Genomic DNA, 24,413 nt, shown 5'->3' with positions numbered 1-24,413 from the left:
AAACGCGCCAGCCCGGCCAGCCGCCGTCAGGGCATCCAACCGGTCTATGCAAACTCCAGCGGCCGCTTGACGCTTCCTTAGCCGAATCGTCTTAACTCCGTTCCGGCCTGCCGCCGGAACCCGCCCGCAACGGTTTCAGGACCGGCCTGATGTTAACCAGTTTGCTTCAGATTTTTTGACAATTAGAATTAAATCCCGCCATTTAGAGCACATACATAACGTTCAAGCACGTCTGTGTTGCCGGTGGGGGCCGATGCAAACGGGCAGTTTGAAAGGAAAGGTGGCAGCATGACCATCGCCCACTCGCTGCAGAAAGCTGCAGCCAATGCAATTGAAGCCAATGCGTTCCTGCAGGATCCGGCAGCGCTGCGCAGTGCAACCAAGCCGCAATTGCGGCGCTATGAGGTCAGCAGCCTCCTGCCCAGCGGTGCGATTTCCGAAACCCGCCACATTGCGCCTGCCCTGCCGTTGTTCGAAGACGCCTTTTGCGCATTTTCCCGCGGCTCATTGGTTGAAACCGCCAACGGCCCGGTTGCCATCGAAGACCTGTTGCCCGGCGATGACATCCTGACCCAGGGCGGCGGCAGTCAGCCGCTGGTCTGGATCGGCCGCACCAGCATTCTACCCGCACGCCCCGGCAGCCGCGGCCGCAGCCACCGCCTGACCAGTTTCATGGCCGACAGCCTGGGCCTGCAAAAACCGGCCTCCAGCCTTGTGGCCGGACCTGCAGCACGGCTGCTGCGCACCCCGCCGCATCTGCAGAGCGCGGACAGCGGACAGCTGCTGACCCCGGTTGCGGAGTTTCAGGACGGTATGAGCATCTTTGAAACCGCCCCGCCGACGCCGGTGGACATGTACCACCTCTGCCTGCCGCGCCACGCAGCAATCACCATCGGCGGGCTGGAATTTGAGACCTACCATCCAGGACCGGATGCGCTGAAACTGGCCAGTTACGCGATCAAGACATTGTTTCTGAACATGTTTGCCCATGCCGACAGCATCCGGGACTTTGGCCCGCTGGCTTATTCCAGGGCCGGCAGCAACAGGTCCAGCCCGGCCATTCTGTAAGCTGAAGGGGCGCCCAGCCCCGCATATGCACCTAAGCCGGGCACGCCTATGCCCGGCTTTTTCATGTCAAACCGCTGCGTGTTCGCGCCTTATGCCTCGCGGGCCAGCCGCTCTTCCAGCACCTCAAACGGCACGCCCGGTTCATCCTTGGCACCGCGGATCACCAGCGAGGTCTTGACGCTGGCCACATTCGGCGTGGTCAGCAGATCGCCGGTCAGGAAGCTTTGGAAGGTGCTCAGATCCGGAGAAACGCATTTCAGGATAAAATCCACCTCGCCGTTCAGCATGTGGCACTCGCGCACCAGCGGCCAGCTGCGGCATTTCTCCTCGAACGCGCTCAGCTCCACCTCGGCCTGGCTTTCCAGCCCCACCATGGCAAAGACCTGCACCTCGAACCCCAGCTCGCGGGAATTCACATCGGCGTGGTAGCCGTGAATCAGCCCGGCCTCCTCCAATGCGCGCACCCGGCGCAGACAGGGCGGCGCCGAAATGCCGACCCGCTTGGCCAGCTCCACATTGGTCATCCGCCCATCGGCCTGAAGCTCCGACAAAATCTTGCGATCAATCGGATCAAGGCGGGTTGTGACCATGTTCAATGCTCCTGTGGAATTTGCATTTCTTATAGCACCGCCGCCGGGCCGCGCAATAATGTTTCATCGCCGCGCAATATTCTTTGCGCCCCAAAGGCGCAAGCCGCAATGCGCGCCTCCCCGGCAAATTTGCACCCTGCCGCATGCCAAGCCTAGGGGGTTTAAGCCCGCGGCCCCTGCCGCTATATGCATTGCCTGACGGCGGCACGCCCGCCAGGCTGCATTACGTGGGGAACACACATGAGCGAGACGCGCCACACTAAGGTTCTGATCATCGGCTCCGGGCCTGCAGGCTATACCGCAGGGGTTTATGCCGCCCGTGCCATGCTGGAGCCGGTTCTGGTTCAGGGCATTGAGCCCGGCGGCCAGCTGACCACCACCACCGAGGTCGAGAATTACCCCGGCTTCACCGAGGTGCAGGGCCCCGACCTGATGATCAAGATGCAGGAGCACGCCCAGGCGATGGGCTGTGAGGTCATCGGCGACTATATCACCTCGCTCGACACTTCCGCGCGCCCGTTTGTGGCCAAGGCCGACAGCGGCACAACCTTCACTGCCGATGCGGTGATCCTGGCGACAGGTGCCCGTGCCAAATGGCTGGGTCTGGAATCGGAAGAAAAATTCAAGGGCTTCGGCGTCTCCGCTTGCGCCACCTGCGACGGCTTTTTTTACCGCGGTCAGGAGATCGTGGTGATCGGCGGCGGCAACACCGCCGTGGAAGAGGCGCTGTTTCTGACCAATTTCGCCTCCAAGGTGACCCTGGTTCACCGCCGGGATGAGCTGCGCGCCGAGAAGATCCTGATCGACCGCCTGATGAAGAACGACAAGATCGAGCCGCTGTGGTTCCACACGCTGGAAGAGGTCGTGGGCACCGAAAACCCGCTGGGGGTTGAGGGCATCGTGGTCAAGAACGTCCAAACCGGCGAGTTAAAGGAAATCCCCTGCAAAGGCGTCTTTGTCGCCATCGGCCACGCGCCCGCAAATGAACTGGTCAAGGATGTGCTGGAGCTGCACAACGGCGGTTATGTCCAGGTCAAACCCGGCTCGACTGAGACCTCGGTTCCCGGTGTTTTTGCCGCGGGGGACCTCACCGACCACAAGTACCGCCAGGCGGTGACGTCGGCCGGCATGGGCTGTATGGCAGCACTCGACGCCGAACGTTTCCTGGCTGAGCAGGACTGATCCCGGATGCCGCATGATTTCGAAACCCAGCGGGCCGGAACTGTTGCGGCATTCAACGATCTGCAGGCCGAACACGGCCTGCCCGAGGCGGCGGACGTTGATTACTTCTTTGTCCCCGCCCGCGACGGCGCCGACTGGCAGCCCCTGGCCGAGGAACTCAGCCGCGAGGGCTACAGCTGCAGCTGGGTCAGCGCAGAGGACAGCGAAGACGGCGCGCCCTATCTGATCGCCACACTGCCGGAGCAGATCATTTCCGCCACCGGCATCTGGATCGGCGAGGAAGTGGCCACCCGCGCAGCCCTGTCCCACGGGTTCGCACCGGACGGCTGGGGGCTGGAGGGCTGAGCCTGCCTGCACAAGGTTGAAACTCAGCCAGCCCGTTTTGTTTTACCTTTGGCCGGCAATCAGGACCGCAGGCCCCACGCAGCCATGCGGCGGGGCCGCCTGCGCCTCTGCGCTGGTTCGCCGCAGGCCACCACCAATCAGTCAAGCCTCTGAAATACATTATTTAAACAGAACTTCACACGCGGCTGCACTTAGCCAAACAGGCATCAGAAAAAATTCATCCGCCTTTCTGCGGCGCCTTAACCCGGCATTAGACAAAACACCGCAAAACCCTCGCGAAAGCGACTGCACATCAGATCGTTCTGCCGGGGGGCCGAAATGGCGATACGAACTTTAAGCGCGTTCAATGCGGCCGCTTTTACCGTCGATGACGGCTCCCCCCATATGACTGCGGGCAGTTCGATCATCAACAATTCGGACACCCCGGCCGACACGATCTTTACCTATGATTCCAGCTACGCCATTGAACAGGTCACTCTCGACGACACTGCCGGCGATGCTGATACGATGGAGGATGACCAGTCAGGCGGCCATACCATCGTCGATGGCGGCTCCATGGTGGCCAGCGGCACCCCGGTCGAGGCCGAATCGCACCACTACGTGCAACAGCTTGATGCCGGCGGCAATCCGTTCGGCCCGGTCATCACCATCACCGTGTTTTCCCGGAACGGCGTCACACAGGATGTCTGGGGGTTTTCCACCGATACCCCGCTGAAGGACGGCGCGCGGTACCAGAAAACCTCCGGCAGCAATACCGGCTCCTCCCAATACGACAGCTTTGTGCCTTGTTTCGTGACCGGCACCGCCATCTGCACCGATCAGGGCTTGCGCCCGGTGGAACGGCTGCGCCCCGGCGACCGGGTGCTGACCCGCGACAACGGTTTTCAACCGGTTCTTTGGGTTGGCATCCGTCAGGTCGGGCCTGACTGGATGCATGCCTGCCCGCATCTGCAGCCAGTGCGGGTTGCGGCCGATGCCTTTGGCCCCGGCCAGCCGGCCCAGGACCTTTGGATCTCGCCGCAGCACCGGCTGCTGCTGAAAGGTGCCGCCTGCCAGATGCTGTTTGAGGAACCCGAAGTGCTCTCTGCCGCCGCCCACCTGCAGGCGCATCCCGGCGTGACCCGGCAGCCGGTTTCCCGGACCACCTATGTGCACCTGCTGTTCGAGCGCCATCAGGCGGTGTTCTCCAATGGTCTCTGGACCGAAAGTTTCCAGCCTGGCAGCCAGCTTCTGGACGGCGGCGGTGCCGCCGCCCGGCAGGAAATCCTGGAGCTGTTCCCCGGTCTCGCACTGGACGACGGCAGCAGCTACCCTGCCGCCCGCAGTGTTTTGAAACAAAAGGAAAGCCGCCTGCTGGCAGACCGGCCCCTGGCGTAAACGCCGTGCTGCCTTGACCGGCGCGCCCGCCCGCCGCAGTCTGCACCCCGGAAACCGCGAAACAGGAGGACCGGGGTGGCAAGCGCACTCTGGCAAGGCAATTGGATCAGCCGCACCCGGATCATCACCGGGCTGGTGCTGCTTACCTATGCCTTCTTCCATTTCATAAACATCGGCCTGGGGCTGTTGTCGCCCGAATGGATGGATGACTTCCAGGACATCCGCCAGCTGATCACCCGCAGCCTGGCTGGCAGCCTGGTCCTTTATGCCTCGCTGATCCTGCACGCGGGCCTTGCCCTGTGGAACCTGGCCCGCCGCCGCAGCCTCAGGATGCGTTTTGGCGAGGGGTTGCAAACCCTGCTGGGCCTGCTGATCCCGCTGCAGCTGCTCAGCCATCTGGTATTCACCCGCTATTCGCACGAAATCTACGGCGTCAATGATGAATACCCCTATCAGATCGTGCTGATGTGGGCCTCGCCCGAGGTCTGGCAGCAAAGCGCGCTGCTGCTGGCGGTATGGATCCACGGCTGCATGGGCCTGCACTACTGGCTGCGCCTCACCCGCTGGTGGCGGCCATTAGTCCCCTGGATGGCCGGGCTGGCGGTCTTTATTCCCGGCTTTGCCCTGGCCGGCCTCCTGACCGAAGGCCGCCGTATTTATGACCTGTTTGTCGAAGGCAGCCGGCGTGCCGAACTGATGGCGGATTTCAACTGGCCCAGCCGCGAGGTTTTTGCCGAACTGTTCCAGACAGACAGCCGCTGGTTCACCGGTTTCCTCATCCTTTCGGGGCTGACTGCGGCGGCCCATCTTCTGGCCCGGCTGCTGCGCCGCCGCCGGGCGGTGCAGATCCGCTATGCCTTCGGTCCCGAAATTCGCGCCGAGCGCGGCCTTACCCTGCTGCAGATGTCCCAGGCCAACGGGATCCAGCATACTTCGCTCTGCGGCGGCAAGGGGCGCTGCACCACTTGCCGGGTGGTGGTGGACGAAGGCGGCGATCACCTGCCGCCGCCCGCCCCGCCGGAGGCCCGCAGCCTGGAACGGGTCAAGGCCCCCGCCAACATGCGGCTGGCCTGCCAGATCCGGCCAGAGGCGCCGCTGACCGTCACCCGCATGTTCCGCCCCGACGGGCAAAAGGGCCGCGCCCATGCCAGCCAGGGCAGTGAGCAGCAGCTTGCCATTCTGTTTCTGGATATGCGCGGATTTACCGCCCGCACCGCCGGCCAGCTGCCCTATGATGTGGTGTTCCTGCTCAATCGCTTCTTTGACGCTATCGTGCCCGCCGTCACTGGCGCGGGCGGCACCGTGGACAAATACCTTGGCGACGGCCTGCTGGCCTTGTTCGAGGCCCGCTCCCCCGCCCGCTCGGCCCGGGCGGCATTGGACGCCGCCACCGCCATCGGCCATGCGCTGCAGGACTTCAATGCCCAGCTGGCAGCGGATGGCGAACCCGAGATCCGCATTGGTATCGGCATCCACCTGGGCGAGCTGGTTCTGGGCGAAATCGGCAGCGCCGGCCATGCTCCGCGCACCATCATCGGCGGCAGTGTCAACACCGCCAGCCGGCTGGAGGCCAAGACCAAGGAACTGGGCGTCGAACTGCTGATTTCGGCCCGCGTGCTGGAGGCAGCCGGATACGATTCCGGCCATCTGGCGCTTGAGACCTTTGAGCTGCGCGGCGTTGCCGAACCGCTCCGGGCCCTGCCCGTGGCCTTTGCTGCTGCTCTGCCGCGGACCCTGGCCGCAGAACAGCGTTAAGCCCGCCGCGCCCTGCGCAAAACACCTGTCCTTCACTGTCTGCCCTGCCGGACAGACTGCCCGTATCGGCCAGCCGAAGGCGGATAATCTGCCGCCCGCCCTGCCCCGTTGCAGCAAAACAACGCAGCAGAAAATCGCCAATCCTTCGGAATTTGCACTTTGCTTTGCGGACAAACCATGCAATGCGTTCACGCGTGAACACACTTTGATCCGTTGAGCCGTGCCAGAAACCCAGACCATATCCACCCCGGACGAGGAAGATCTGCTCTTCCGGCTCCTGCGCCAGCTTGATGCGGCGCCGGATGCATCGCAGCGGGCCACGGCTGCGGCGCTCGGAATTTCGCTAGGCGGGCTGAACACGCAATTGCGCAGCGCCGCAGAAACCGGGCTGATCACCATCAGCAGCCGTTCCGGCCCTGACAAGCGCCAGCGGTTTGCCTATTCGCTGACCACCCGGGGCGCGGTGGAAAAAATGCGCCTCACCGATCAATTCCTCGCCCGCAAGCTCGCAGAATACAACGCGCTGCACGCGGAACTTACAGGCGCGGCAAGCGGCCTGCCCCCTCTCAAACACAGGACTCATCCTATGCAAAGCAACCTGGCTCCCATTCCAGAGCTCTATGTTTCCTACGAAAGCGCGCAGAAACTGAAGGTCGAAGCAGCCGGCCTGACCAGCTGGGACCTGTCCCCGCGCCAGATCTGCGACCTGGAACTTTTGATGAACGGCGGTTTCAACCCGCTCAAAGGTTTCCTGTCGGAAGACGACTACAACGGTGTTGTCGAAAACATGCGCCTGGCCGACGGCTCTCTGTGGCCGATGCCGGTCAACCTGGATGTGTCCGAAGATTTTGCCGGCAGCATCGAAATCGGCCAGGACATTGCCCTGCGCGACCAGGAAGGCGTGATCCTGGGCACCATGACCGTCACTGACCGCTGGGAGCCGAACAAATCGCGCGAAGCGGAAAAGGTGTTCGGCGCCGACGACGATGCGCACCCGGCTGTCAACTACCTGCACAACCAGGCCGGCAAGATCTATCTCGGCGGTCCGGTCACCGGCATCCAGCAGCCCGTGCATTATGACTTCCGCGGCCGCCGCGACACCCCGAACGAGCTGCGCGCCTATTTCCGCAAAGTCGGCTGGCGCAAAGTGGTTGCGTTTCAGACCCGCAACCCGCTGCACCGCGCCCACCAGGAGCTGACCTTCCGCGCCGCCAAGGAAGCCCAGGCCAACCTGCTGATCCACCCGGTTGTCGGCATGACCAAACCGGGCGACGTCGACCACTTCACCCGCGTGCGCTGCTACGAGGCGGTGCTGGACAAATACCCGGCCGCCACCACCTCGATGTCGCTGTTGAACCTGGCAATGCGCATGGCCGGCCCGCGCGAGGCTGTCTGGCACGGTCTGATCCGCGCCAACCACGGCTGCACCCATTTCATCGTTGGCCGCGACCACGCAGGCCCCGGCAAAAACTCGGCTGGTGAAGACTTCTACGGCCCCTACGACGCCCAGGAGCTGTACCGCGCCAACCAGTCCGAAATCGGCTGCGAAATGGTTGATTTCAAGCATATGGTCTATGTGCAGGAGCGCGCCCAGTACGAGCCGAACGACGAAATCGCCGACCGCGACAACGTCACCATCCTGAACATCTCCGGCACCGAACTGCGCCGCCGCCTGGCCGAAGGCCTGGAAATCCCCGAGTGGTTCTCCTTCCCCGAGGTGGTCAAGGAACTGCGCCGCACCAAGCCGCCGCGTTCCAAGCAGGGTTTCACCGTGTTCTTCACCGGCTTCTCCGGCTCCGGCAAATCCACCATTGCCAACGCGCTGATGGTCAAGCTGATGGAAATGGGCGGCCGTCCCGTGACTCTGCTGGATGGCGACATCGTGCGGAAAAACCTGTCGTCTGAGCTGGGCTTCTCGAAAGAGCACCGCGATCTCAACATCCGCCGCATCGGCTATGTGGCGTCTGAGATCACCAAGAACGGCGGCATCGCAATCTGTGCCCCGATCGCGCCTTATGCCACCACCCGCCGCGCCGTGCGCGAAGACGTGGAAAGCTTCGGCGCCTTTGTCGAAGTGCATGTTGCCACCACGATCGAGGAATGCGAACGCCGCGACCGCAAGGGCCTGTACAAACTGGCGCGTGAAGGCAAGATCAAGGAGTTCACCGGCATTTCCGACCCCTACGACGTGCCGCAGAACCCCGAACTGTCGGTCGAGACTGAAAACGTCGACGTCGACAACTGCGCCCACCAGGTGCTGCTCAAGCTGGAAAGCATGGGTCTGATCTCCGGCTGATCCGGACAGCCTAAAGAAACAAGAAAGCGGCCCGCCATTTGGCGGGCCGCTTCCGTTTCCCGTCAGCCTGCTTAGTGGAAAGACTGCGCCTGATTGCCGGAACCTTTGGCAATCTGCGGAGCCCAGACCGCGCTTTCCACTGGAGAAAGCCGGTCGCGGACACGCAGAGTGTACCCGCCTTCGCGTGCCCCGGTCATCCACAGGGCAGCGGATTCCGCATCCCCGGCGCGGGGTGCCAATCCGTGCACCGACAGGCTCAGCTGCGACGCGTCATGCTGCGCGGTCACCCGCAACTGCGCGCCGGCCTCCGCAATCACCGGCTGATCCAGCAGAAACGCCGTCCGCCCCCAATGGCCGCCGGACTGCAAACCGTTTGCCACCAGAATGCCGGGGGCCAGTTCCATCTCAAAACTGACAAAGACCGCATGTATGGTGCCGGCGCCGGCACAGACGAGATCCTTGGCACCCCGCGCCGGGTTAATGTCCGGCCGGGTGAAATCAAAGTGAAACAGGTCCGTTGCCATCCCCAAAGGCCGCAGCGCACAGGTTTCCAGATCATTCGGCGTCAGCTGGGCCATGCGCGCAAATGGGTGAAAGGCGCTCAGATCAAACCCTTCTGCCTCCTGCGGACGCCAAAGGTCCAGCAAATCACCGCTTTCCACCGGCTGCGCCATTAGCCGCCCCCGTTCAGGCACCGCCCGCGCCCCGGGCTTGGCCAGCGCGCCCATGGCATGGGTCAGTGTCGCCAGCGCTCCCTCGCCCAGCAAAACTGTATCGACGATCTCTGAGATCACCACATCCGCTTGCTCCGGCATATCCTTGCCTATGACAATATCGTGGGACCATTTCGGAATGACCGTTATGCGGCCGCTCAGACCGTTCTGCGCGATGACACGGGTTGCGGCCTCGGCAATCAGCGGTTGCTGCTCGCAAGTGTAGACATGTTTTGCCCCGGCCCGTGCTGCCAGCATTGCCGTCAGACCCGCACCGCAGCCGATATCCAGCACCACATCGCCCGGCCGCACCTTGGCCGCGATGGCCTGGGCATAGGCCTGGTTGCGGGCCTTGTCGGCGAGCATCGGGAAATGCCAGCGCGGCACAAACGCCTGATGCAGCCGCTCCTGCAGCACCTGCGCTTCGTGGTGGCAGGGGTCTGCCGCCAGCGCGTCCGATAGGATCTGCGAGGTCCGGATGCCGCCATCGCCCAGGGATTCGGATTTTGCCAGCCGGACCAGTCTCTCTGCTTCTTGCGTGTCCGGATGCCGGCGCAATTGAGGCGGTTGGGGCGTCTGATTTTGAAGCAATTCTTACTTTCCCTATTTTGAGGCAAATGCGGTTTTTTGAGACTATCCGCCATGCGCCTCTAAAATTCGGTAAAGGAAAAGCGCGGGCCGCCGCCCCCTTGGACAAAAGCAGCCCCCGCGCCCTCCGCGTTCAAATTACCCTATTGCCCGCAGCACGATCTGCCAGGACGCTGCCGCAGATCCCCTGAAACCTAAACGCTGTCCGGCAAATCCACCATGCCGCGCATCAGCACAAAGCCTTCGCCCGCCACCTGTACGCCCTCAATCGCATCCGCAGACCCGATCCGCGCCACCCGTGCCTGGCCGGGCCGGCCAAGGCCATGGCCCTGCTCGGCGGTAAACTCAGACCTTTCCATCAGCCCGTGACGCCACAGATACGACGCCATGGCGCCGGTCGCGGACCCGGTGAACGGGTCCTCCGGCGGGCTCGGCGGCGCCATAAGCAGGCGCGAAAACGTATCACCGGCCTCTGTCGCGCCCTCCAGCACCACCAGAAACGGCTCCATCATGTCGATGCCATCGGTACCCAGGGAATTACCCAGCAAAGCCAGCGCCTCCAGGTTCAGCTCTGCCGCCTCCAGGGCCGCACGGTCGCGCAGGACCGTCACGCAGAACGGCAGCCCGGTCGAGACCTTCTGCGGGCGGCCCACGATCGCCTCCACCGGCAGCGACACCGCCGCCGCCACCAGCGCAGGATCGGCAAAGGGGCCGAATTGGGGCGCCACCTGGGTCATCGAAATCAGGTCACCCTCCAGCGTCACCGGCACAATCCCCGCCCCGGTTTCCAGCGTGATGCTGTCCCCGGCCACCAGCCCCCGGTCCCGCATCGCCGCCACCGTGGCAATGGTCGGATGGCCGGCAAAGGGGATCTCGCGGCTGGCCAGGAAATAGCGCACCTTCACATCCGCCGCCTCGGACGGGCCGGTAAAGGTGCATTCCACCAGCGAGGTCTCCCGCACGAAAGCGGTGCAGACAGCCTCGGGCAGATGCGCGCCGCCATGCACCACCGCACATCCGTTGCCGCCGAACGCGCGGCCTGAAAAGGCGTCCACCCAGTCGAAATCAAACCTGTTCATAGTTTCTTCCCTTTGGAAGTTTCCTTGCTGAGACGGGCATCTCCCAGCCCAAGCATTTCCCCGATTTCATCTTCGAACTGTTCAACCGGCAACCCGAAACTCTCCTCAAACGCGCGCCGCCAGGACAGGCCCTCCCCCTGTTTCCGCCAATAACCAAATACCACGTCTTCCCCGTGGCGCACAGCCAGCACCCGCGCCGCAAAATGTGCCAGGTCATAGGCCACATAGGACAGGTTTCTTCTCTCTTCACGAAGGTCTCGAAGCCTGCTCCCCGAAGCTCTGGCTTTCCAGCGAAGCACCTCCATCCGCTCCGGCTTTGCATAGCCATAAGCATCCAGAAATTTTTCGCGCACCAGCTCTGCGACACCTTCATCCAGCCACAAAACGCCTTCCTTGCCCCAGACAGCAGGATGCCACTTGCGCAATCCATATTCTCCAGAAACCTCTGCCTGCCATAAGTGCACATACTCATGGGCGATGACAGGACCAAGCCAGCGATAGCTGCTTTTTAGCCAATCCTCATCGTAGGCACTCTCTTGCGCCCAACAAATAAAGAACATCCCCGGAAATGCCTTGGCCGAGTACCCGCGCTCAATATTGCACGCACTCTGGATCGGTTTCGTGAACCTCACCGGACGCCAGCCAAGCTTCCGGACCAGTTGCTTCATCTGCCGGGTCATGGCGCTGGCACTGCCGGCCGCTGCGATGCCAGGCCGGGTCGCCATCGGCATCCCCATGTCACGGGTCAAAAAGGTCATAACATTGCGATGGTTGATCAGCAGCGCCGCTTCGACCAGACTGTCCTGAGCCTGAACCACCGGAGCTTGGCGGCTAGGCAAATACTGTTTCAAAGAATACCGCAGCACTGGCAGCTCGCGGCACCAATGGACTGCCTCCGCCCTGCTCAGCGGTGGCAGGGATTGCAGGGCAACCGGCATTCTTTCTCCCTGTTCCTCTTTCATTTGCCGCCAGGCCTGGCGGGTTTTGGGTCCCATAAGCCCATCGGCGGACCCTGGTTCCAACCCCAACCCGGCCAGCTGCCGTTGCACGCATTCCACAAATGGGTCAGCAGCAGCCGGGGCTGCCAGCACGGCAAAACCCAGCGCGGCGGCAAACAGCCGGAGTCTCAGGCACATGAAAAGGTCTCCTTGCAACGAAAACATCAGGGGTGGCCTCAAAACAATTCAGGCCCCCAAAATGGGAGCCTGCTGTTGGAAAAATCAAGCGCTTTCGGGTGGATGCGCCCCGGTTACCCGGACGTCAATGCACCGAAACCGGTGTCATGTCGTTCTGCCGCGCCAGCACATAGGCCAGATGCCGATCGGCCACCAGCGCCAGCTGGCCGCCTTCCGCGTCATGCACCGCATAAAGCTGCGCATGGCCGCCCGCGCTGTCCTGCACGTCTTTGGGAAGATCTGCCACCGCAACCGCCTTTACATAAACGGTCCGGTCTGCGCCCTGGCTGAAATCAAACGGTGTATGCATTGCTCTTACCCCTTTTTGATGTTGATCGTCTGAACCACGGTTTCGGGCCGGGCACGGGTCAGATCCACATGCAGCAACCCGTTTTCCATCACCGCCTCGCCCACTTCGACGCCATCGGCCAGCACATACATGCGCTGAAACTGGCGCGCCGCGATGCCGCGGTGCAGGAACACCCGTCCCTCGCTGTCGTCGCGCTGGCGGCCGCGGATCACCAGCTGGCGGTCCTCGACGGTTATCGCCAGGTCCTCTTCGGCGAACCCGGCCACGGCCAGGGTGATGCGGTAGGAATGGTCGGAAGTCTGTTCGATATTATAGGGAGGATAGCCTTCGTTGCCCGATTTCGCCGAGCGTTCCAGCAGGCGTTCCAGCTGCTCGAACCCCAGCATATGCGGGTAAGAGCCCAAGGTAAGTTTCGACACGGTGTTCGTCCTTTATGCCAAAGCGACGGATGCGCGCGGCCCCGTAACAGGCGGCCGCTTCCAGAAGAATATGGGAAGTTCTTGCTGGTTTCACAAGAGCATGTGCCCATAGGTCTAGCGGAAAAGCGGTTAAGGAAGTATCTTCAGCCTCACTTCATTCCTAAGCTTTACTGAGTCGCCAATGAACGCACCCACAGATGTGTCGATGAAGACAGATGAAGTCCTCAAGGTTGAGCTGGAGGTTTTCCGCAGGCAGCACCGTGATCTGGACGAAGCAATCGGCGCGCTGGAAGAGCGCCCGACCAGCGACCAGCTGACAATCCGCCGCCTGAAGAAACAAAAGCTCATCCTCAAGGACAAGATCGCCTTGATCGAAGACCGGCTGACCCCGGATATTATCGCCTGACAGTGCCGCCGGCACCAGGCAGGCCCGCGCCCAAACCGCCGGACCAAAACTGCAGAACGCAGTGCCTTAACAGTTTCAACTGGGCCTCCCGCCCCCTTATCCGCGCAGCCGGCTGCGCCGGAAGGTGTTGGGCGTGGCAGCGCGCCTGACGGCGCGCTGCGGTTCCGCTTGATTGCAGGTTACAGATCCTTGCAGAGTCTCAGCGCATCATAGATGGCGGCGTGCATATTACGCCCTGACACCGCATCACCGGCCCGCGCCAGCCAGAAGCTGCCCTGCGGATTGATAGCGGTAAAAGGGCTGGTTCCGGCAATCATTGCCTGGTGGTCCAACTGACCCAAGTTGCGCGACAGCGGCTTCAGCGCATGGTAAAGTTCATCCGCCGGAGTGATGCCATGTTCGCTGACCACATGATCCGCCACACGCTCGGTCACTTCCCCGGTCAGGACATGGCGCAGGGTGATGCATTTACGGCTGCCTGCCGTAGCCACGGCAACCACCTCCAGAAAGCACTCAAACGTGACGCCCTGCCGCGCCAGATCACGCAGCACCACTGCCGAATTGACCGGCCCCAGATCATGCGCTGCCATCCGGTCAGGCGTGACCAGCGTCACCTTGCAGCCGGCCTTGGCCATTGCATCCGCGCAGACCAGGGCCGCGTGATCGCCGCATTCATCCAGCAGCAGCACCGCGCCCGCAACCCGCGCCTCGCCGCCCAGCACCTCCCAGCTGGAGGTGATCAGATCACCGCCGGGGATCTCCCGGCGCTCCGGCCAGCCGCCGGTGGCCACGATCACTGCGTCCGGGTTTTCGGCCAGCACGTCGCCTGCCTCGGCGTAAGTATTCAGCCGCACCTCCACACCCAGCCGCTCCACCTCCGAGATCAGCCAGTCCGCTACACCCCAAATCTGGCGCCGGGTCATGCCCTTGGCCGCCAAGACGATCTGCCCGCCAAGCCGCCCGCCCGCCTCAAGCAGCACCACCCTGTGGCCGCGCTCTGCCGCAACACGTGCCGCCTCCAGCCCCGCCGGGCCGCCGCCGATCACCACCACCTTGCGCAACTCCGGCGCCGCGCCGATCACATGCGGCATCACGGCCTCGCGCCCGGTTGCGGCGTTATGGCCGCAGACCGCGGGCTTGCCCTGGTTCACCCGGTCCACGCAATAGCCCAGCGCCACGCAGGGACGGATACGCTCCTCCTCGCCGCGCTGCAGCTTTGCCACCAGATGGGGATCGGCCATATGCGCCCGCGTCATGCCGATCATATCGGCCTGGCCTTCGCGGATGGCATGGCGGGCGGTAGCAATATCGGCCACGCCCCCGGCATGGAACACCGGCAGATCCACAGCCGCGCGGATCGCGCCCGCCACATTCAGATCCGGCGCCGCGGGCATCCCCATCGGCGCCACCCAGCCCGCGAGGCCGAGGTCATCATAAGGCGCGCCCGCCAGCACGTTCAGGAAATCCACCGCGCCGGTGGCGGCAATCTTCTGCGCCGCCGCGATGCATTCCGCGGCACTCAGCCCGCCCTCCGCCAGCTCATCCCCCGTGACCCGCATCCCCAGGATCAGATCCGGCCCCACCGCCGCGCGCACCGTCTCCAGCACCTGCAGTGTCAGCCGCAGCCGGTTATCGAGTGAACCGCCGTAGTCATCCTCGCGGGTGTTCACCAGCGGCGACAGGAACTGCCCCAGCAGATGTGAGTGCGACAGCAGCTCAATCCCATCGAACCCGCCTTCCCGGCAGCGCAGTGCCGCGGCGGCAAAATCGTTGATAATACGGGAGATATCCTCCTGCTCCATCACCTTTGGAAAAGCCCGATGCGCCCGTTCCCGCCGCCCCGACGGCCCCAGCACCGGCAGCCAGTGCCCGTCATCCCAGGCAGTACGCCGGCCCATATGGGTGATCTGGCACATCACCGCCGCGCCATGCTTGCGCACCCCATCGGTCAGTTTCTTGAACCACGGGATGATGCTGTCATTGCCTGCATAGAGCTGCCCGAAGACCGATGGGCTGTCCGGCGCGATATTGGTCGAGCCGCCGATCATCGTCAGCGCAATGCCGCCGCGCGCCTTCTCTTCATGATACAGCCGGTAGCGGTCGCGCGGATGGCCGCCCTCCTGGAACGACGGCGCATGGGCTGTGCTCATGATCCGGTTGCGCAAGCTTAGATGCCGGATTTGCAGCGGCTGAAGGAGAGGGTCATTGTCCAAGGTCATAGGTCGCGGTCCACTTAATGCTGCCACGTGCAGCAGGCCCGGTCCGGTCACCATCCGGCTTGCAGAAAACCGGCAATTTCCCGGCCCCGTTGCGACACCTTGCCCGCGGTTGGCGGAATCTCCGTCTGACCGGATGGTCAAAGCCGGATTTTCCGTTTACCAGCAGCCGGATTTTGTGCCCGGCCTCCATTCCGGTGCCCCCTCCGCACAAGCAGCTGAACCAATGAACGAGCATCACCATGACCGCCACCAGCGACCGCACTCCGGTGCCTGAAGCCCAGGACACCGACTACAAATTCTCCCCGAAACAGGCGCTGACCGGCGCCCAGATGCTGTTTGTCGCCTTCGGCGCGCTAGTGCTGGTGCCGCTTTTGACCGGGCTGGACCCCAGCGTCGCCCTGTTCACCGCAGGACTTGGAACGCTGATCTTCCAGATCGTCACCCGCGGCCAGGTGCCGGTGTTCCTGGCGTCCTCCTTTGCCTTCATCGCGCCGATCATCTACGGCGTGCAGACCTGGGGCATGGCGGCGACCACCGGCGGGCTGGCGGCGGCGGGCCTGCTGTATGTGGTGCTCAGCTTTGCCATCCGCGCCTTTGGCGCGGGCTTCATGCACCGGCTGCTGCCGCCCGTGGTGGTCGGCCCGGTGATCATGGTGATCGGCCTGTCGCTGGCGCCGGTGGCGGTCAACATGGCCACCGGCCTGGCCGGCGACACCCAGGTGATGCCGAAAAACACTGCCCTTCTGCTTGCCGCTGTTGCCCTCGGCACCACCATGCTGACCGCTATTCTGGGCCGTGGGATCATGCGCGTGGTGCCGATCCTGGCCGGCGTCGCTGCCGGCTATGGCGCCGCGCTGGTCCTCGGCTCCGTCACCGGGCAAAACCTGGTGGATACCGCTCCGCTGGCCAGCGCCGCCTGGTTCGCGGTCCCGGATTTCGTCGCGCCCGAGTTCAATCTGGCCGCCATCCTGTTCATTCTGCCCGTCGCCATTGCGCCCGCGATTGAACATTTCGGCGACATCATGGCGATCTCCAATGTGACCAAGCGCGACTACATGGAGAAACCCGGCATCCAGAACACCATGCTGGGCGACGGCCTGGCCACTGCCGCCGCGGGTATCTTAGGCGGCCCGCCCAACACCACCTATTCCGAGGTCACCGGCGCCGTCACCCTGACCCGTGCCTTCAACCCGGCGATCATGACCTGGGCAGCGCTCTTCGCCATCGCGCTCTCCTTCGCGGGCAAGCTGTCGGGAGCGCTTGCCACCATCCCGATGCCGGTGATGGGCGGCATCATGATCCTGCTTTTCGGCATGGTCACCGTGGTCGGCCTCAGCGTGCTGGCCAAGCTGGGCGACGCCCTGTCCGAGGCCCGCAACATGGTGATCATCTCCACCGTGCTGATCATCGGCCTCGGCGGGCTGACGCTGCAATTCGGCGAAGGCTTTACACTCGCGGGCATCGGCCTCTCCGGCGTTGCAGGCCTCGCGCTGAACCTGATCCTGCCGAAACAGCGGGACTAATCCCGAAAACAACCGGAGCCGCCTGCCCGGCGGCTCCCCTCACCGCTCCTCCGGTTTTACATCCCGGATCCGTGCCACGTGCCTGGTTATATCCTCGCGGGTGAACTTCGAATGCACCCGTTCTGCCGAGGCCGGATGGTTGCCCAGCCCCAGCTTTAGCTCTGCCCGCCAGGCCTTCCCGGGCCGGATCGGCCGCGGCGCAAAGCCACCACCGCAGGTGGGGCAGACATTGTGCAGCACCTGCCCTGCACAGTCCGCGCAATAGGTGCATTCATAACTGCAGATCCGCGCGTCCGGTGCATCCGGCGGCAGATCCTTGTCACACAGCTCGCAATTGGGGCGTAGCTCCAGCATCGTGCTCTCCTTGTCAGGCCGCCACCCTGCCCCCGGTTCCGGCCCTGCACAAGCCTGCCGCGCCGCGCCGCCGCGCGGCGCCACGCCCAACCGCAAGGCGGTGCAGCTTGCCTGCATCCACGCGCGGGCGGGAGCTTGCCGCCTGCGGCAAAGCGCCAGAGCCCCTGAAACGGGGCAATTCCGCCCGTTTTCCGCGACAAGCCGGATTGCGCCAAACCCCAGTTTCCCTATAGTGCGCGCTCCACAAGCCGCGACAGGAGCCACCAAGCCATGGCCGACATCAAAGTAGGCATCATCATGGGCAGCCAATCCGACTGGCCTACCATGAAGGAAGCCGCCACTATCCTGGATGAACTGGGTGTTGAGTATGAGGCCAAAATCGTCTCCGCCCACCGCACCCCGGACCGGCTGTGGAGCTACGGCAAATCCGCGGCGGACCGCGGGTTGCAGGTGATCATCGCAGGTGCCGGCGGTGCTGCCCATCTGCCCGGCATGGTCGCCTCCAAAACCCGCGTCCCCGTTGTGGGCGTGCCGGTGCAAACCCGCGCCCTTTCAGGCGTCGACTCGCTGTATTCCATCGTGCAGATGCCCAAGGGCTTCCCGGTTGCCACCATGGCCATCGGCGCCGCCGGTGCTGCCAACGCAGGTCTGATGGCCGCAGGCATCCTGGCGCTGCAGGACGCAGATCTTGCCCAGCGCCTGGATGATTGGCGCGAGGCGCTCTCCGCCTCCATCCCCGAGGAGCCCTCCGATGACTGAAGCCCTGCAGCCCGGCGCCACCATCGGCATTCTCGGCGGCGGCCAGCTTGGCCGGATGCTCTCGGTCGCAGCCTCCCGCCTCGGCTTCAAGACGCATATCTTTGAACCAGGCGCCAACCCGCCCGCAGGCCATGTCGCCGATCAGGTGACCACCGCCGGTTATGAAGACGCTGAGGCGCTGGCCGCCTTTGCCGCTGCCGTCGATGTGATCACCTATGAGTTCGAGAACATCCCCACTTCGGCGTTGGACCTGCTGGAGTCGCAAAGGCCGATCCGTCCGGGCCGCGAAGCGCTGCGCATCAGCCAGGACCGGCTGACCGAGAAAAACTTCCTGCGCGACCTCGGCCTCACAACCGCCCCTTTCGCCGGCATCACCGACCAGGCCGGCCTCGACGCCGCCCTGGCTGAGATCGGCGCGCCCTCGATTCTGAAGACCCGCCGTTTCGGCTATGACGGCAAGGGCCAGGCCCGCATCAAGGCGCCTGAAGACGCTGCCGGGGCGCTCGCTGCCATGGCAGGCGCGCCGTCGGTCCTCGAAGGGTTTGTAACTTTCACCCACGAGGTCTCGGTCATCGCCGCCCGCGGTGTGAGCGGTGAGATCGCCTGTTTCGATCCAGGCGAGAACGTCCACCGCGACGGCATCCTGCACAGCACCACCGTGCCTGCGCGCCTCAGCAAAGGCCAGCGCATGGACGCCGTGCTGATGGCCGGCAAGATCCTGAACGCGCTCGATTATGTCGGCGTTCTGGGGGTGGAGCTGTTCGTGACGCCGCAAGGCCTGATCGTCAACGAGATTGCCCCGCGCGTCCACAATTCCGGCCACTGGACCCAGAACGGCTGCACCGTCGATCAGTTCGAACAGCACATCCGCGCCGTCGCGGGCTGGCCGCTGGGCGACGGCCGGCGCCATTCCGACGTGGTGATGGAAAACCTGATCGGAGATGATGTGGACCGCATCCCCGAGCTCGCAAAAGAACCCGATTGCGCCCTCCACCTCTACGGTAAGGCCGAAGCCAAGCCAGGCCGCAAGATGGGTCATGTGAACCGGGTGGTGAAAGCGCAGGACTGAAGGATTGGGGCGCTGCCCCAAACCCCGGGAGTATTTAAGACCAGAAAGAAACAGGCGGCGGTCTCAGATGAGACCGTTTCTAATGATTTCCGCGTTCATCCAATGCACATCAGTCTGCACGTGATCGGCGCGAACGTATTTGGCCAGCAGCCTCTGCATGTCCGTCTCGGCAAACCCTCTGGCTGTCCGGATCACACAGCCTTCCTGCCTCTCCAGATCCATGCCGGATATGGTCTCGCGCAGCACCTGCCCGGATGGCGGTCCGCGGTACAGCACCGGCACGCTCACAATGCCCAGTTCTGCGAACCGGGCCAGGGTTTCTTCCCAAGGCTGAATCACGCCGTTCAAGATCCAGGCGAACCCCAGGAAATAGCTGGGCAGTGCCTCGTAGGCGATGGCGTGGCGTGCATAAAGATACTCCCCGACAATCCGTTCCCCTTGCGCCAAACCCGGCGAGATGCCCGCAGCAAAGGCCTTCATCCAGTCCCGCGACGGGTGATACCGCGCATCCGGGCTGCGCGGATGGCAGCCGCCGCTGTGGACCGTGGTGTTTTCCCCATCCATCTTCTCGGTGATGATCACCTCCGGCTCGGCCAGCAGGGCAGAAGTATCCAGCATGATCTTGTCATCACTGGCGGCGCCGGGCGATTGCGGCAGGTGAAATGTGCGGCCGTATTTTCGGGTCATGTCAGAAAATTTCGTTTGATGGAAATGTCATTCGACGCAGCCTATCCGCAGTGCACCCAGGCGGCAAGACAGGGCAGTGAAAGCGGCCCCGCCGGTTTCACGCGCCGCAAAGAGGGCCATCCGGCCTGATGCGCGGCGCTCCCCCTCAGGCCAGGAAGCGGACGGCAACATCCCCCGACATATAGCTGACCCGGCCGCCCGACAGCGTCGCCGCCACCCGCTGGGTTTCCTTGTTCAGCACCACTATGTCAGCCCTCTTGCCCGTCTCCAACCGTCCGCGGTCAGTCAGTCCCAGCACCTGCGCAGGCCCGTCCGAGACCAGCTGCCAGGCATCGCCCAAATCCATCAGGCCAGAGCGTTCCAGCATCAAGGCCGCGCGGCGCGGGCTGGGGTAGTGATAATCCGACGCCAGCGCATCGCACAGCCCCATGGCGATCAGCTCAACGGCGGAGGCATTGCCCTTATGCGAGCCGCCGCGCACCACATTGGGCGAGCCGAGAATGACGGGATCACCTGCCGCCCGCGCGGCCTCTGCCGCCTCAAGCGTTTCCGGAAACTCGGCAATCCGGGCGCCGCGGCCGCGCCAGACAGCGCGGTCTTCGGCGGTTTGGTCGTCATGGCTGCCAAGGCGCACGTCCAGCGCCGCCAGTTCACGGCACAGCGCATCCAGCCTGCCCGGCACCTCATCCCGGCGCGCGTGCATGTCCTTCAGCATCTGCCAGTGAACCTCCGGGTTGCGCCCCGCCTTCAGCGCCTGGCCGGTGAGGCGCGGCGGCTTCCTGCCCTGTGCCAGCCGGTCATGCGGCAGGTGGTCGTTAAACACCACATAAGGCACCTGCCAGTCTGCCACTTTGGCAGCCAGCCCGGCGTACTCCTCCAGCATGTGGATCTCAAACCGCAGCTGCGGCAACAGGTCCGTGACCAGCGAACCGCGCACATCCTTGATACCCTCAAACACCTGACCGGCAAACTCCGGACCGCGCAGGCCGCCTTCCCAGGAATAGAACTGCGCCATCACAGCGGTGGTGATACCATTGGCGGCCAGCTCCGCCTCCGCCGCGACGACACCTTCGGCCATCTGCTTCATCGCGCCCCGGCGCGGCGCCAAATGGCGCTCAAACCCGTCGCCGTGCAGATCCACGATCCCCGGCAGCACCAGATAGCCTGTCAGGTCCGCAACGCGCCCTGCCGCTGTCTCCGATACCAGGCCGCCTGCGACGGCAATTTCGCCGCCGCGCTCCAACCCGCCGGGGCGCAGCACATCACCGCCTTGCAGCGTCAGTTCCAATGTCATTTCTCTGCCTCTGCGCAACCGCCATTCAGCTGGCAAGCCTCAGCGATGATCTCTTCCACCGCCGCCAGCCAGGTCAGCGACGGCTCAAACCGCCCTTCCTCCAGGAAATGCAGCGTCTGCGCCATCACCTGCGGGCTGTTCATCATATAGGTGTGGGTGACCGGCAGCGTCAGATGCGCCGCCATTCCATCCGCCTTGGTGCTTGCGACCGAGACCTTGCCGTCATCCTCCCCCGGTATAAGGGCGGAGAACAGCGGGTTCAGCGTCTCGCTGCCCGCAATCACCCCCAGTTGAAAATCAACCGGCGGCAGTTGTTTCGGCAGGCTCTCCGCCCCGGTGCCAAGCTGCAGGCCCGCAGGGCCGTTCAGCAGGCCGAAAACCTCCCAATCGCCCAGTTCATCCACCAGTTCGCTGCCCTGGTTCGGCGGGCCCATCATCACCACCCGGCCCAGGTTCTGCGGATGGTTGCCCTGCAGCCAGTAGCGCAGCAGGATACCGCCCATCGAGTGGGTCACCACATGGGCTGTCTCTTCGCCGCAGGCAGCAAAGGCCTGTGGCAAGGCCTCCTCCGCCAGTACCTGAATGGTCTCCTCGGTGGAGGCATAGCCGGGCCGCACAACGCTGTAGCCGCGCGACTGCAAGACCTCCCCGAGCACCACAAACGACGTCTCGCTGCGGGCCAGCCCGTGCAGCAGGATCACACAATCAGCCGCAGCGGGCAGCGGCAGCAGCGCCGCAGCAGCGGCTATCAGGGATTTCATCGAAATACGCATAGAGACCAGATAAGCGCAAACGGCGGGTGGTGAAAGCCCCTCAGCCGGCCTTGCCCGGCTCCTGCCGCGCGGCCTGCCCCGGCCCGCCCCGCACCACCAGCGCAATCCCCCCCAGCACCGCAACCGAGCCGAACACCAGCCGCAGCCCGACACTCTCGCCCAGCAGCACCGCCCCCGCAAGGATTGCAATCACCGGCACGCTCAGCTGCACGGTGGCCGCCACCGCGGGCAGCAATTGCGGCAGCACCCGGTACCACAGCGCATACCCAAGCCCCGAGGTCACCGCGCCGGACAAAACTGCCAAAAACACCCCGTACAGGCTCACCACCGTGCCGCCGCCCGCCAACAGCAGAACCGGCAGCATCATCACGCTGGACCAGGCGAAATTCACCGCCGTGGACACCAGCGGCGCCTGCGCACCGCGCCCCAACAGACTGTAGATGCCCCAGCCCAGCCCGCTCGCGGCCATCATCAAAGACGCGGTTAACGGCACTCCGGCGCCATCCGCAGGCCAAACCACATAGGCCAGCCCGAAAAAGGCCGCCACCGCCCCGGCGGTCTGGGCCGGCCCCGGACGGCTGCCGCGCACAGCCCCCCATAGGAACATGGACATCTGCACCACCCCGAACAGCACCAGCGCCCCCAGTCCTGCATCAAGATCCTGATACGCCAAGGTAAATCCCGCCATATACAACGTCAGCGCCGCTCCGCCCCACAGGCTGGAAGGACGCAGGATGCGCTCCCGGCTCCAGGTCTCCAGCCGCCGGATCCGGCACAAAGCCGCCAGAGTCAGCGCCCCGGACACCAGCCGCCACAGGCCGAAACCCGTGGCATCCATATAGCCGCCGCCAACTGCGGCCCGGCCCAGGATCGAATTTGCGGCAAAGGCCAGCATGGTGAGAGAGACAAGCAGAAACAATCGCATAAGATGCCAGCTACAATGGAGCCGCCTGCCGGGCCAGTGATTTTTCCGTGTCAGCAGCAGCCCGGCGGCAGACACGCTTCTTTCTGGCTAAAAATACTCCCGCCGGAGGCAGGCCCGCCCTGCGGGTCTTCAGCGGCGGTCCTGAACAAAGTCCAGATCCAAATCCGGCAACCGCTCCAGCGGGTAATCCGGATGCAGGGTCCAGATATTGTCGTGATCCAGCTCCAGGGGGCGCAGCGTGCCGCCCGGAAACGCCCGCGTGCGCAGCGCCAGCGCAATGTCCGACATCGCGCCGGGATTGTCGCGGAAATAGGAATGGCCCGATCCGCCTGCCCTTTCCACCCGGATGAAATGCACCAGCCCCACCTTCTTCAGCGCGGCCAGTTCACCGGGGGCGAAATCCGACGCATCCAGCCGCCCGAACCGCGCCTCCCGGGTCAGGATCGAGGCAATGGCCAGCGCTTGATCATCCGGGTTGATGTACACATTGACCTGCTCAAAGGCCGCAAAGACCCGTTCGCTCATCAGCCGCTGCCGCACAATGCCCACATCCAGATCCGGCGCCACCAGCACCAGCGTGCCGGTCTTCAGCGTGATCTTGGGGCGCACGCCCCGCCCGCACTCGCGGATCACCAGCTCCCGCAGCGCCGTGGCCGCTACATCCGAACCGCGGGAATGTGCAACGATGTCGATATCCTCCACCTCCGGAACCGAAGCCAGCAAATCCAGCGTTTCCTTCAGATGAAAGACCGAAAAATCCCCCGCCTCCCGGTCGCGGAAATACTTGAACAGGCCGGAACTGCCCGCAGGCCAGGAAAACGCCATCGGCACCGAACGCCGCCCGGAGTAATGCCAGATATTAGCGAGGGTGGTCAGCGCCTCATCAAAATCATTGTTGAACCCGTGCACAAACAGCAGAATACGCCCGCTACCCGCGCGCCGGACCTCAGCCGCCACCGTCTTGCGGAATTCTGCGGCATAGGCGGCATAATCTCTTTCCGCCTGCGCCTCGGTCACCACCCGGCCGCCGCGCCGCTCGGCCGGCAGCGGCGTCTTGGAAAACCGGATCCCGTCGCGGAACCCCGCCACCTTCAACCGCGGCAGCCGCCCGCTTGTATTTGCATGGGTCAGCGCCACCAATTCCGGCCAGTCATCGACCCGTGTGAACTGCACCTCTGCGGTGCCGAACGCCATCGAATCCGACCGCTCTGCCAGATAGGTGACCGACCCGTCGCCATTCAACCGCTGCGACCGGTTGGTGACATAAAGCAGCCTGGGCACGACCGTGCGCTGCGCCTCTGGAACCCGCTCCGCCTGGTAATTGCGCCCTGTTGAGTAAAGGTTCGGCGGCTTGGCCAGCCGGTCCACCGGCGACACCCCGCAGCCCGCAATCAGCAGCGCCAGTAAGAGCCGGACCACTATACGCTCTGACAGTATCGCCATCCGCCAGTCCCTCCCTGTTGCGCGCTCCACTTCAGCAATTCTGAAGGCTAGCCCGCAAACATAT

General features: G+C 63.9%; 23 protein-coding genes. 10 read left to right on the top strand and 13 right to left on the bottom strand.

The annotated features are described in order from the left end of the window. Nucleotides 1–288: 288 nt before the first annotated feature. Nucleotides 289–1,068, top strand: a complete 780-nt coding sequence (locus K3555_RS05660; RefSeq protein WP_259990919.1) for a Hint domain-containing protein — start codon at nucleotides 289–291, stop codon at nucleotides 1,066–1,068. 89 nt (nucleotides 1,069–1,157) lie between these two features. Here the strand turns inward: K3555_RS05660 and K3555_RS05655 are convergent, their stop codons facing one another. Continuing rightward, nucleotides 1,158–1,658, bottom strand: a complete 501-nt coding sequence (locus tag K3555_RS05655; RefSeq protein WP_027258143.1) for an Lrp/AsnC family transcriptional regulator — start codon at nucleotides 1,656–1,658, stop codon at nucleotides 1,158–1,160. A gap of 240 nt (nucleotides 1,659–1,898) precedes the next feature. Here K3555_RS05655 and trxB point away from each other — a divergent pair, with 240 nt between their 5' ends. The 5 genes from trxB to K3555_RS05630 all read left to right on the top strand — a co-directional run bounded on the left by trxB (nucleotide 1,899) and on the right by K3555_RS05630 (nucleotide 8,613). After that, nucleotides 1,899–2,840: a thioredoxin-disulfide reductase gene (trxB, locus tag K3555_RS05650; RefSeq protein WP_259997877.1), complete on the top strand. Its 942-nt coding sequence runs from the start codon at nucleotides 1,899–1,901 to the stop codon at nucleotides 2,838–2,840. Between the two features lie 6 nt (nucleotides 2,841–2,846). Next, entirely contained in the window at nucleotides 2,847–3,185 is a 339-nt protein-coding gene (locus K3555_RS05645) for a ribonuclease E inhibitor RraB (RefSeq protein ID WP_259997875.1), read from the top strand. 318 nt (nucleotides 3,186–3,503) lie between these two features. Continuing rightward, nucleotides 3,504–4,562 carry a Hint domain-containing protein gene (locus tag K3555_RS05640; protein ID WP_260007719.1) on the top strand — a complete coding sequence of 353 codons (1,059 nt, stop codon included), beginning with the start codon at nucleotides 3,504–3,506 and terminating at the stop codon, nucleotides 4,560–4,562. A gap of 75 nt (nucleotides 4,563–4,637) precedes the next feature. Then, the gene (locus tag K3555_RS05635; protein WP_260007718.1) at nucleotides 4,638–6,317 is read left to right on the top strand and encodes an adenylate/guanylate cyclase domain-containing protein; all 1,680 of its coding nucleotides are present in this window, start codon (nucleotides 4,638–4,640) and stop codon (nucleotides 6,315–6,317) included. Nucleotides 6,318–6,537: 220 nt separating this feature from the next. Further along, complete coding sequence (locus tag K3555_RS05630) at nucleotides 6,538–8,613, top strand: bifunctional sulfate adenylyltransferase/adenylylsulfate kinase (RefSeq protein ID WP_260007717.1); 2,076 nt, start codon at nucleotides 6,538–6,540, stop codon at nucleotides 8,611–8,613. 71 nt (nucleotides 8,614–8,684) lie between these two features. Here the strand turns inward: K3555_RS05630 and K3555_RS05625 are convergent, their stop codons facing one another. From K3555_RS05625 to K3555_RS05605, 5 genes are all read right to left on the bottom strand, one after another. Further along, a complete protein-coding gene (locus tag K3555_RS05625; RefSeq protein ID WP_409201675.1) occupies nucleotides 8,685–9,917 on the bottom strand; it encodes a 50S ribosomal protein L11 methyltransferase in 1,233 nt (410 codons plus the stop codon). 191 nt (nucleotides 9,918–10,108) lie between these two features. After that, a complete protein-coding gene (locus K3555_RS05620) occupies nucleotides 10,109–10,993 on the bottom strand; it encodes a PhzF family phenazine biosynthesis protein (RefSeq protein ID WP_260007715.1) in 885 nt (294 codons plus the stop codon). Next, on the bottom strand, nucleotides 10,990–11,931 hold the full coding sequence (locus K3555_RS05615) for a hypothetical protein (RefSeq protein ID WP_260007714.1): 942 nt from the start codon (nucleotides 11,929–11,931) through the stop codon (nucleotides 10,990–10,992). The genes K3555_RS05620 and K3555_RS05615 overlap by 4 nt, the downstream gene beginning before the upstream one ends. Nucleotides 11,932–12,253: 322 nt before the next feature. Continuing rightward, a complete protein-coding gene (locus tag K3555_RS05610; RefSeq protein ID WP_129370209.1) occupies nucleotides 12,254–12,478 on the bottom strand; it encodes a DUF1150 family protein in 225 nt (74 codons plus the stop codon). Between the two features lie 5 nt (nucleotides 12,479–12,483). Continuing rightward, entirely contained in the window at nucleotides 12,484–12,897 is a 414-nt protein-coding gene (locus K3555_RS05605) for an Hsp20 family protein (protein ID WP_205877370.1), read from the bottom strand. A 181-nt stretch (nucleotides 12,898–13,078) separates the two neighbouring features. On the opposite strand from K3555_RS05605, the gene K3555_RS05600 reads away from it, so the two are divergent. Next, entirely contained in the window at nucleotides 13,079–13,303 is a 225-nt protein-coding gene (locus K3555_RS05600) for a YdcH family protein (protein WP_129370208.1), read from the top strand. Nucleotides 13,304–13,482: 179 nt separating this feature from the next. On the opposite strand, the gene K3555_RS05595 is transcribed toward K3555_RS05600, so the two are convergent. Next, entirely contained in the window at nucleotides 13,483–15,522 is a 2,040-nt protein-coding gene (locus tag K3555_RS05595; protein ID WP_311200023.1) for an FAD-dependent oxidoreductase, read from the bottom strand. Nucleotides 15,523–15,761: 239 nt separating this feature from the next. On the opposite strand from K3555_RS05595, the gene K3555_RS05590 reads away from it, so the two are divergent. Further along, on the top strand, nucleotides 15,762–17,045 hold the full coding sequence (locus tag K3555_RS05590; protein WP_260007713.1) for a uracil-xanthine permease family protein: 1,284 nt from the start codon (nucleotides 15,762–15,764) through the stop codon (nucleotides 17,043–17,045). Between the two features lie 39 nt (nucleotides 17,046–17,084). On the opposite strand, the gene K3555_RS05585 is transcribed toward K3555_RS05590, so the two are convergent. Beyond that, the gene (locus tag K3555_RS05585; protein WP_260007712.1) at nucleotides 17,085–17,399 is read right to left on the bottom strand and encodes a DUF1272 domain-containing protein; all 315 of its coding nucleotides are present in this window, start codon (nucleotides 17,397–17,399) and stop codon (nucleotides 17,085–17,087) included. Between the two features lie 270 nt (nucleotides 17,400–17,669). Here K3555_RS05585 and purE point away from each other — a divergent pair, with 270 nt between their 5' ends. Further along, a complete protein-coding gene (gene purE, locus K3555_RS05580) occupies nucleotides 17,670–18,158 on the top strand; it encodes a 5-(carboxyamino)imidazole ribonucleotide mutase (RefSeq protein WP_259997856.1) in 489 nt (162 codons plus the stop codon). Next, nucleotides 18,151–19,227: a 5-(carboxyamino)imidazole ribonucleotide synthase gene (locus K3555_RS05575; protein ID WP_260007711.1), complete on the top strand. Its 1,077-nt coding sequence runs from the start codon at nucleotides 18,151–18,153 to the stop codon at nucleotides 19,225–19,227. The genes purE and K3555_RS05575 overlap by 8 nt, the downstream gene beginning before the upstream one ends. Before the next feature lie 63 nt (nucleotides 19,228–19,290). Here K3555_RS05575 and K3555_RS05570 read toward each other — a convergent pair whose 3' ends face one another. The 5 genes from K3555_RS05570 to K3555_RS05550 all read right to left on the bottom strand — a co-directional run bounded on the left by K3555_RS05570 (nucleotide 19,291) and on the right by K3555_RS05550 (nucleotide 24,349). Next, nucleotides 19,291–19,914, bottom strand: a complete 624-nt coding sequence (locus K3555_RS05570) for an RNA ligase family protein (protein ID WP_260007710.1) — start codon at nucleotides 19,912–19,914, stop codon at nucleotides 19,291–19,293. 145 nt (nucleotides 19,915–20,059) lie between these two features. Then, nucleotides 20,060–21,208: an alpha-D-ribose 1-methylphosphonate 5-triphosphate diphosphatase gene (locus tag K3555_RS05565; RefSeq protein ID WP_260007709.1), complete on the bottom strand. Its 1,149-nt coding sequence runs from the start codon at nucleotides 21,206–21,208 to the stop codon at nucleotides 20,060–20,062. Next, nucleotides 21,205–21,969, bottom strand: a complete 765-nt coding sequence (locus tag K3555_RS05560; protein WP_260007708.1) for an alpha/beta fold hydrolase — start codon at nucleotides 21,967–21,969, stop codon at nucleotides 21,205–21,207. Before K3555_RS05560 ends, K3555_RS05565 begins: the two co-directional genes overlap by 4 nt. A 52-nt stretch (nucleotides 21,970–22,021) precedes the next feature. Beyond that, nucleotides 22,022–22,906: a DMT family transporter gene (locus K3555_RS05555; protein ID WP_260007707.1), complete on the bottom strand. Its 885-nt coding sequence runs from the start codon at nucleotides 22,904–22,906 to the stop codon at nucleotides 22,022–22,024. 129 nt (nucleotides 22,907–23,035) lie between these two features. After that, nucleotides 23,036–24,349, bottom strand: a complete 1,314-nt coding sequence (locus tag K3555_RS05550; RefSeq protein ID WP_260007705.1) for an alpha/beta hydrolase — start codon at nucleotides 24,347–24,349, stop codon at nucleotides 23,036–23,038. Nucleotides 24,350–24,413: the final 64 nt, after the last annotated feature.

It is taken from the genome of Leisingera sp. M527 (genome assembly GCF_025141525.1).
Lineage (GTDB): Bacteria > Pseudomonadota > Alphaproteobacteria > Rhodobacterales > Rhodobacteraceae > Leisingera.
The sequence above is the reverse complement of the archived record's forward strand: the minus strand, read 5'-3'. Positions and strand labels throughout refer to the sequence as shown.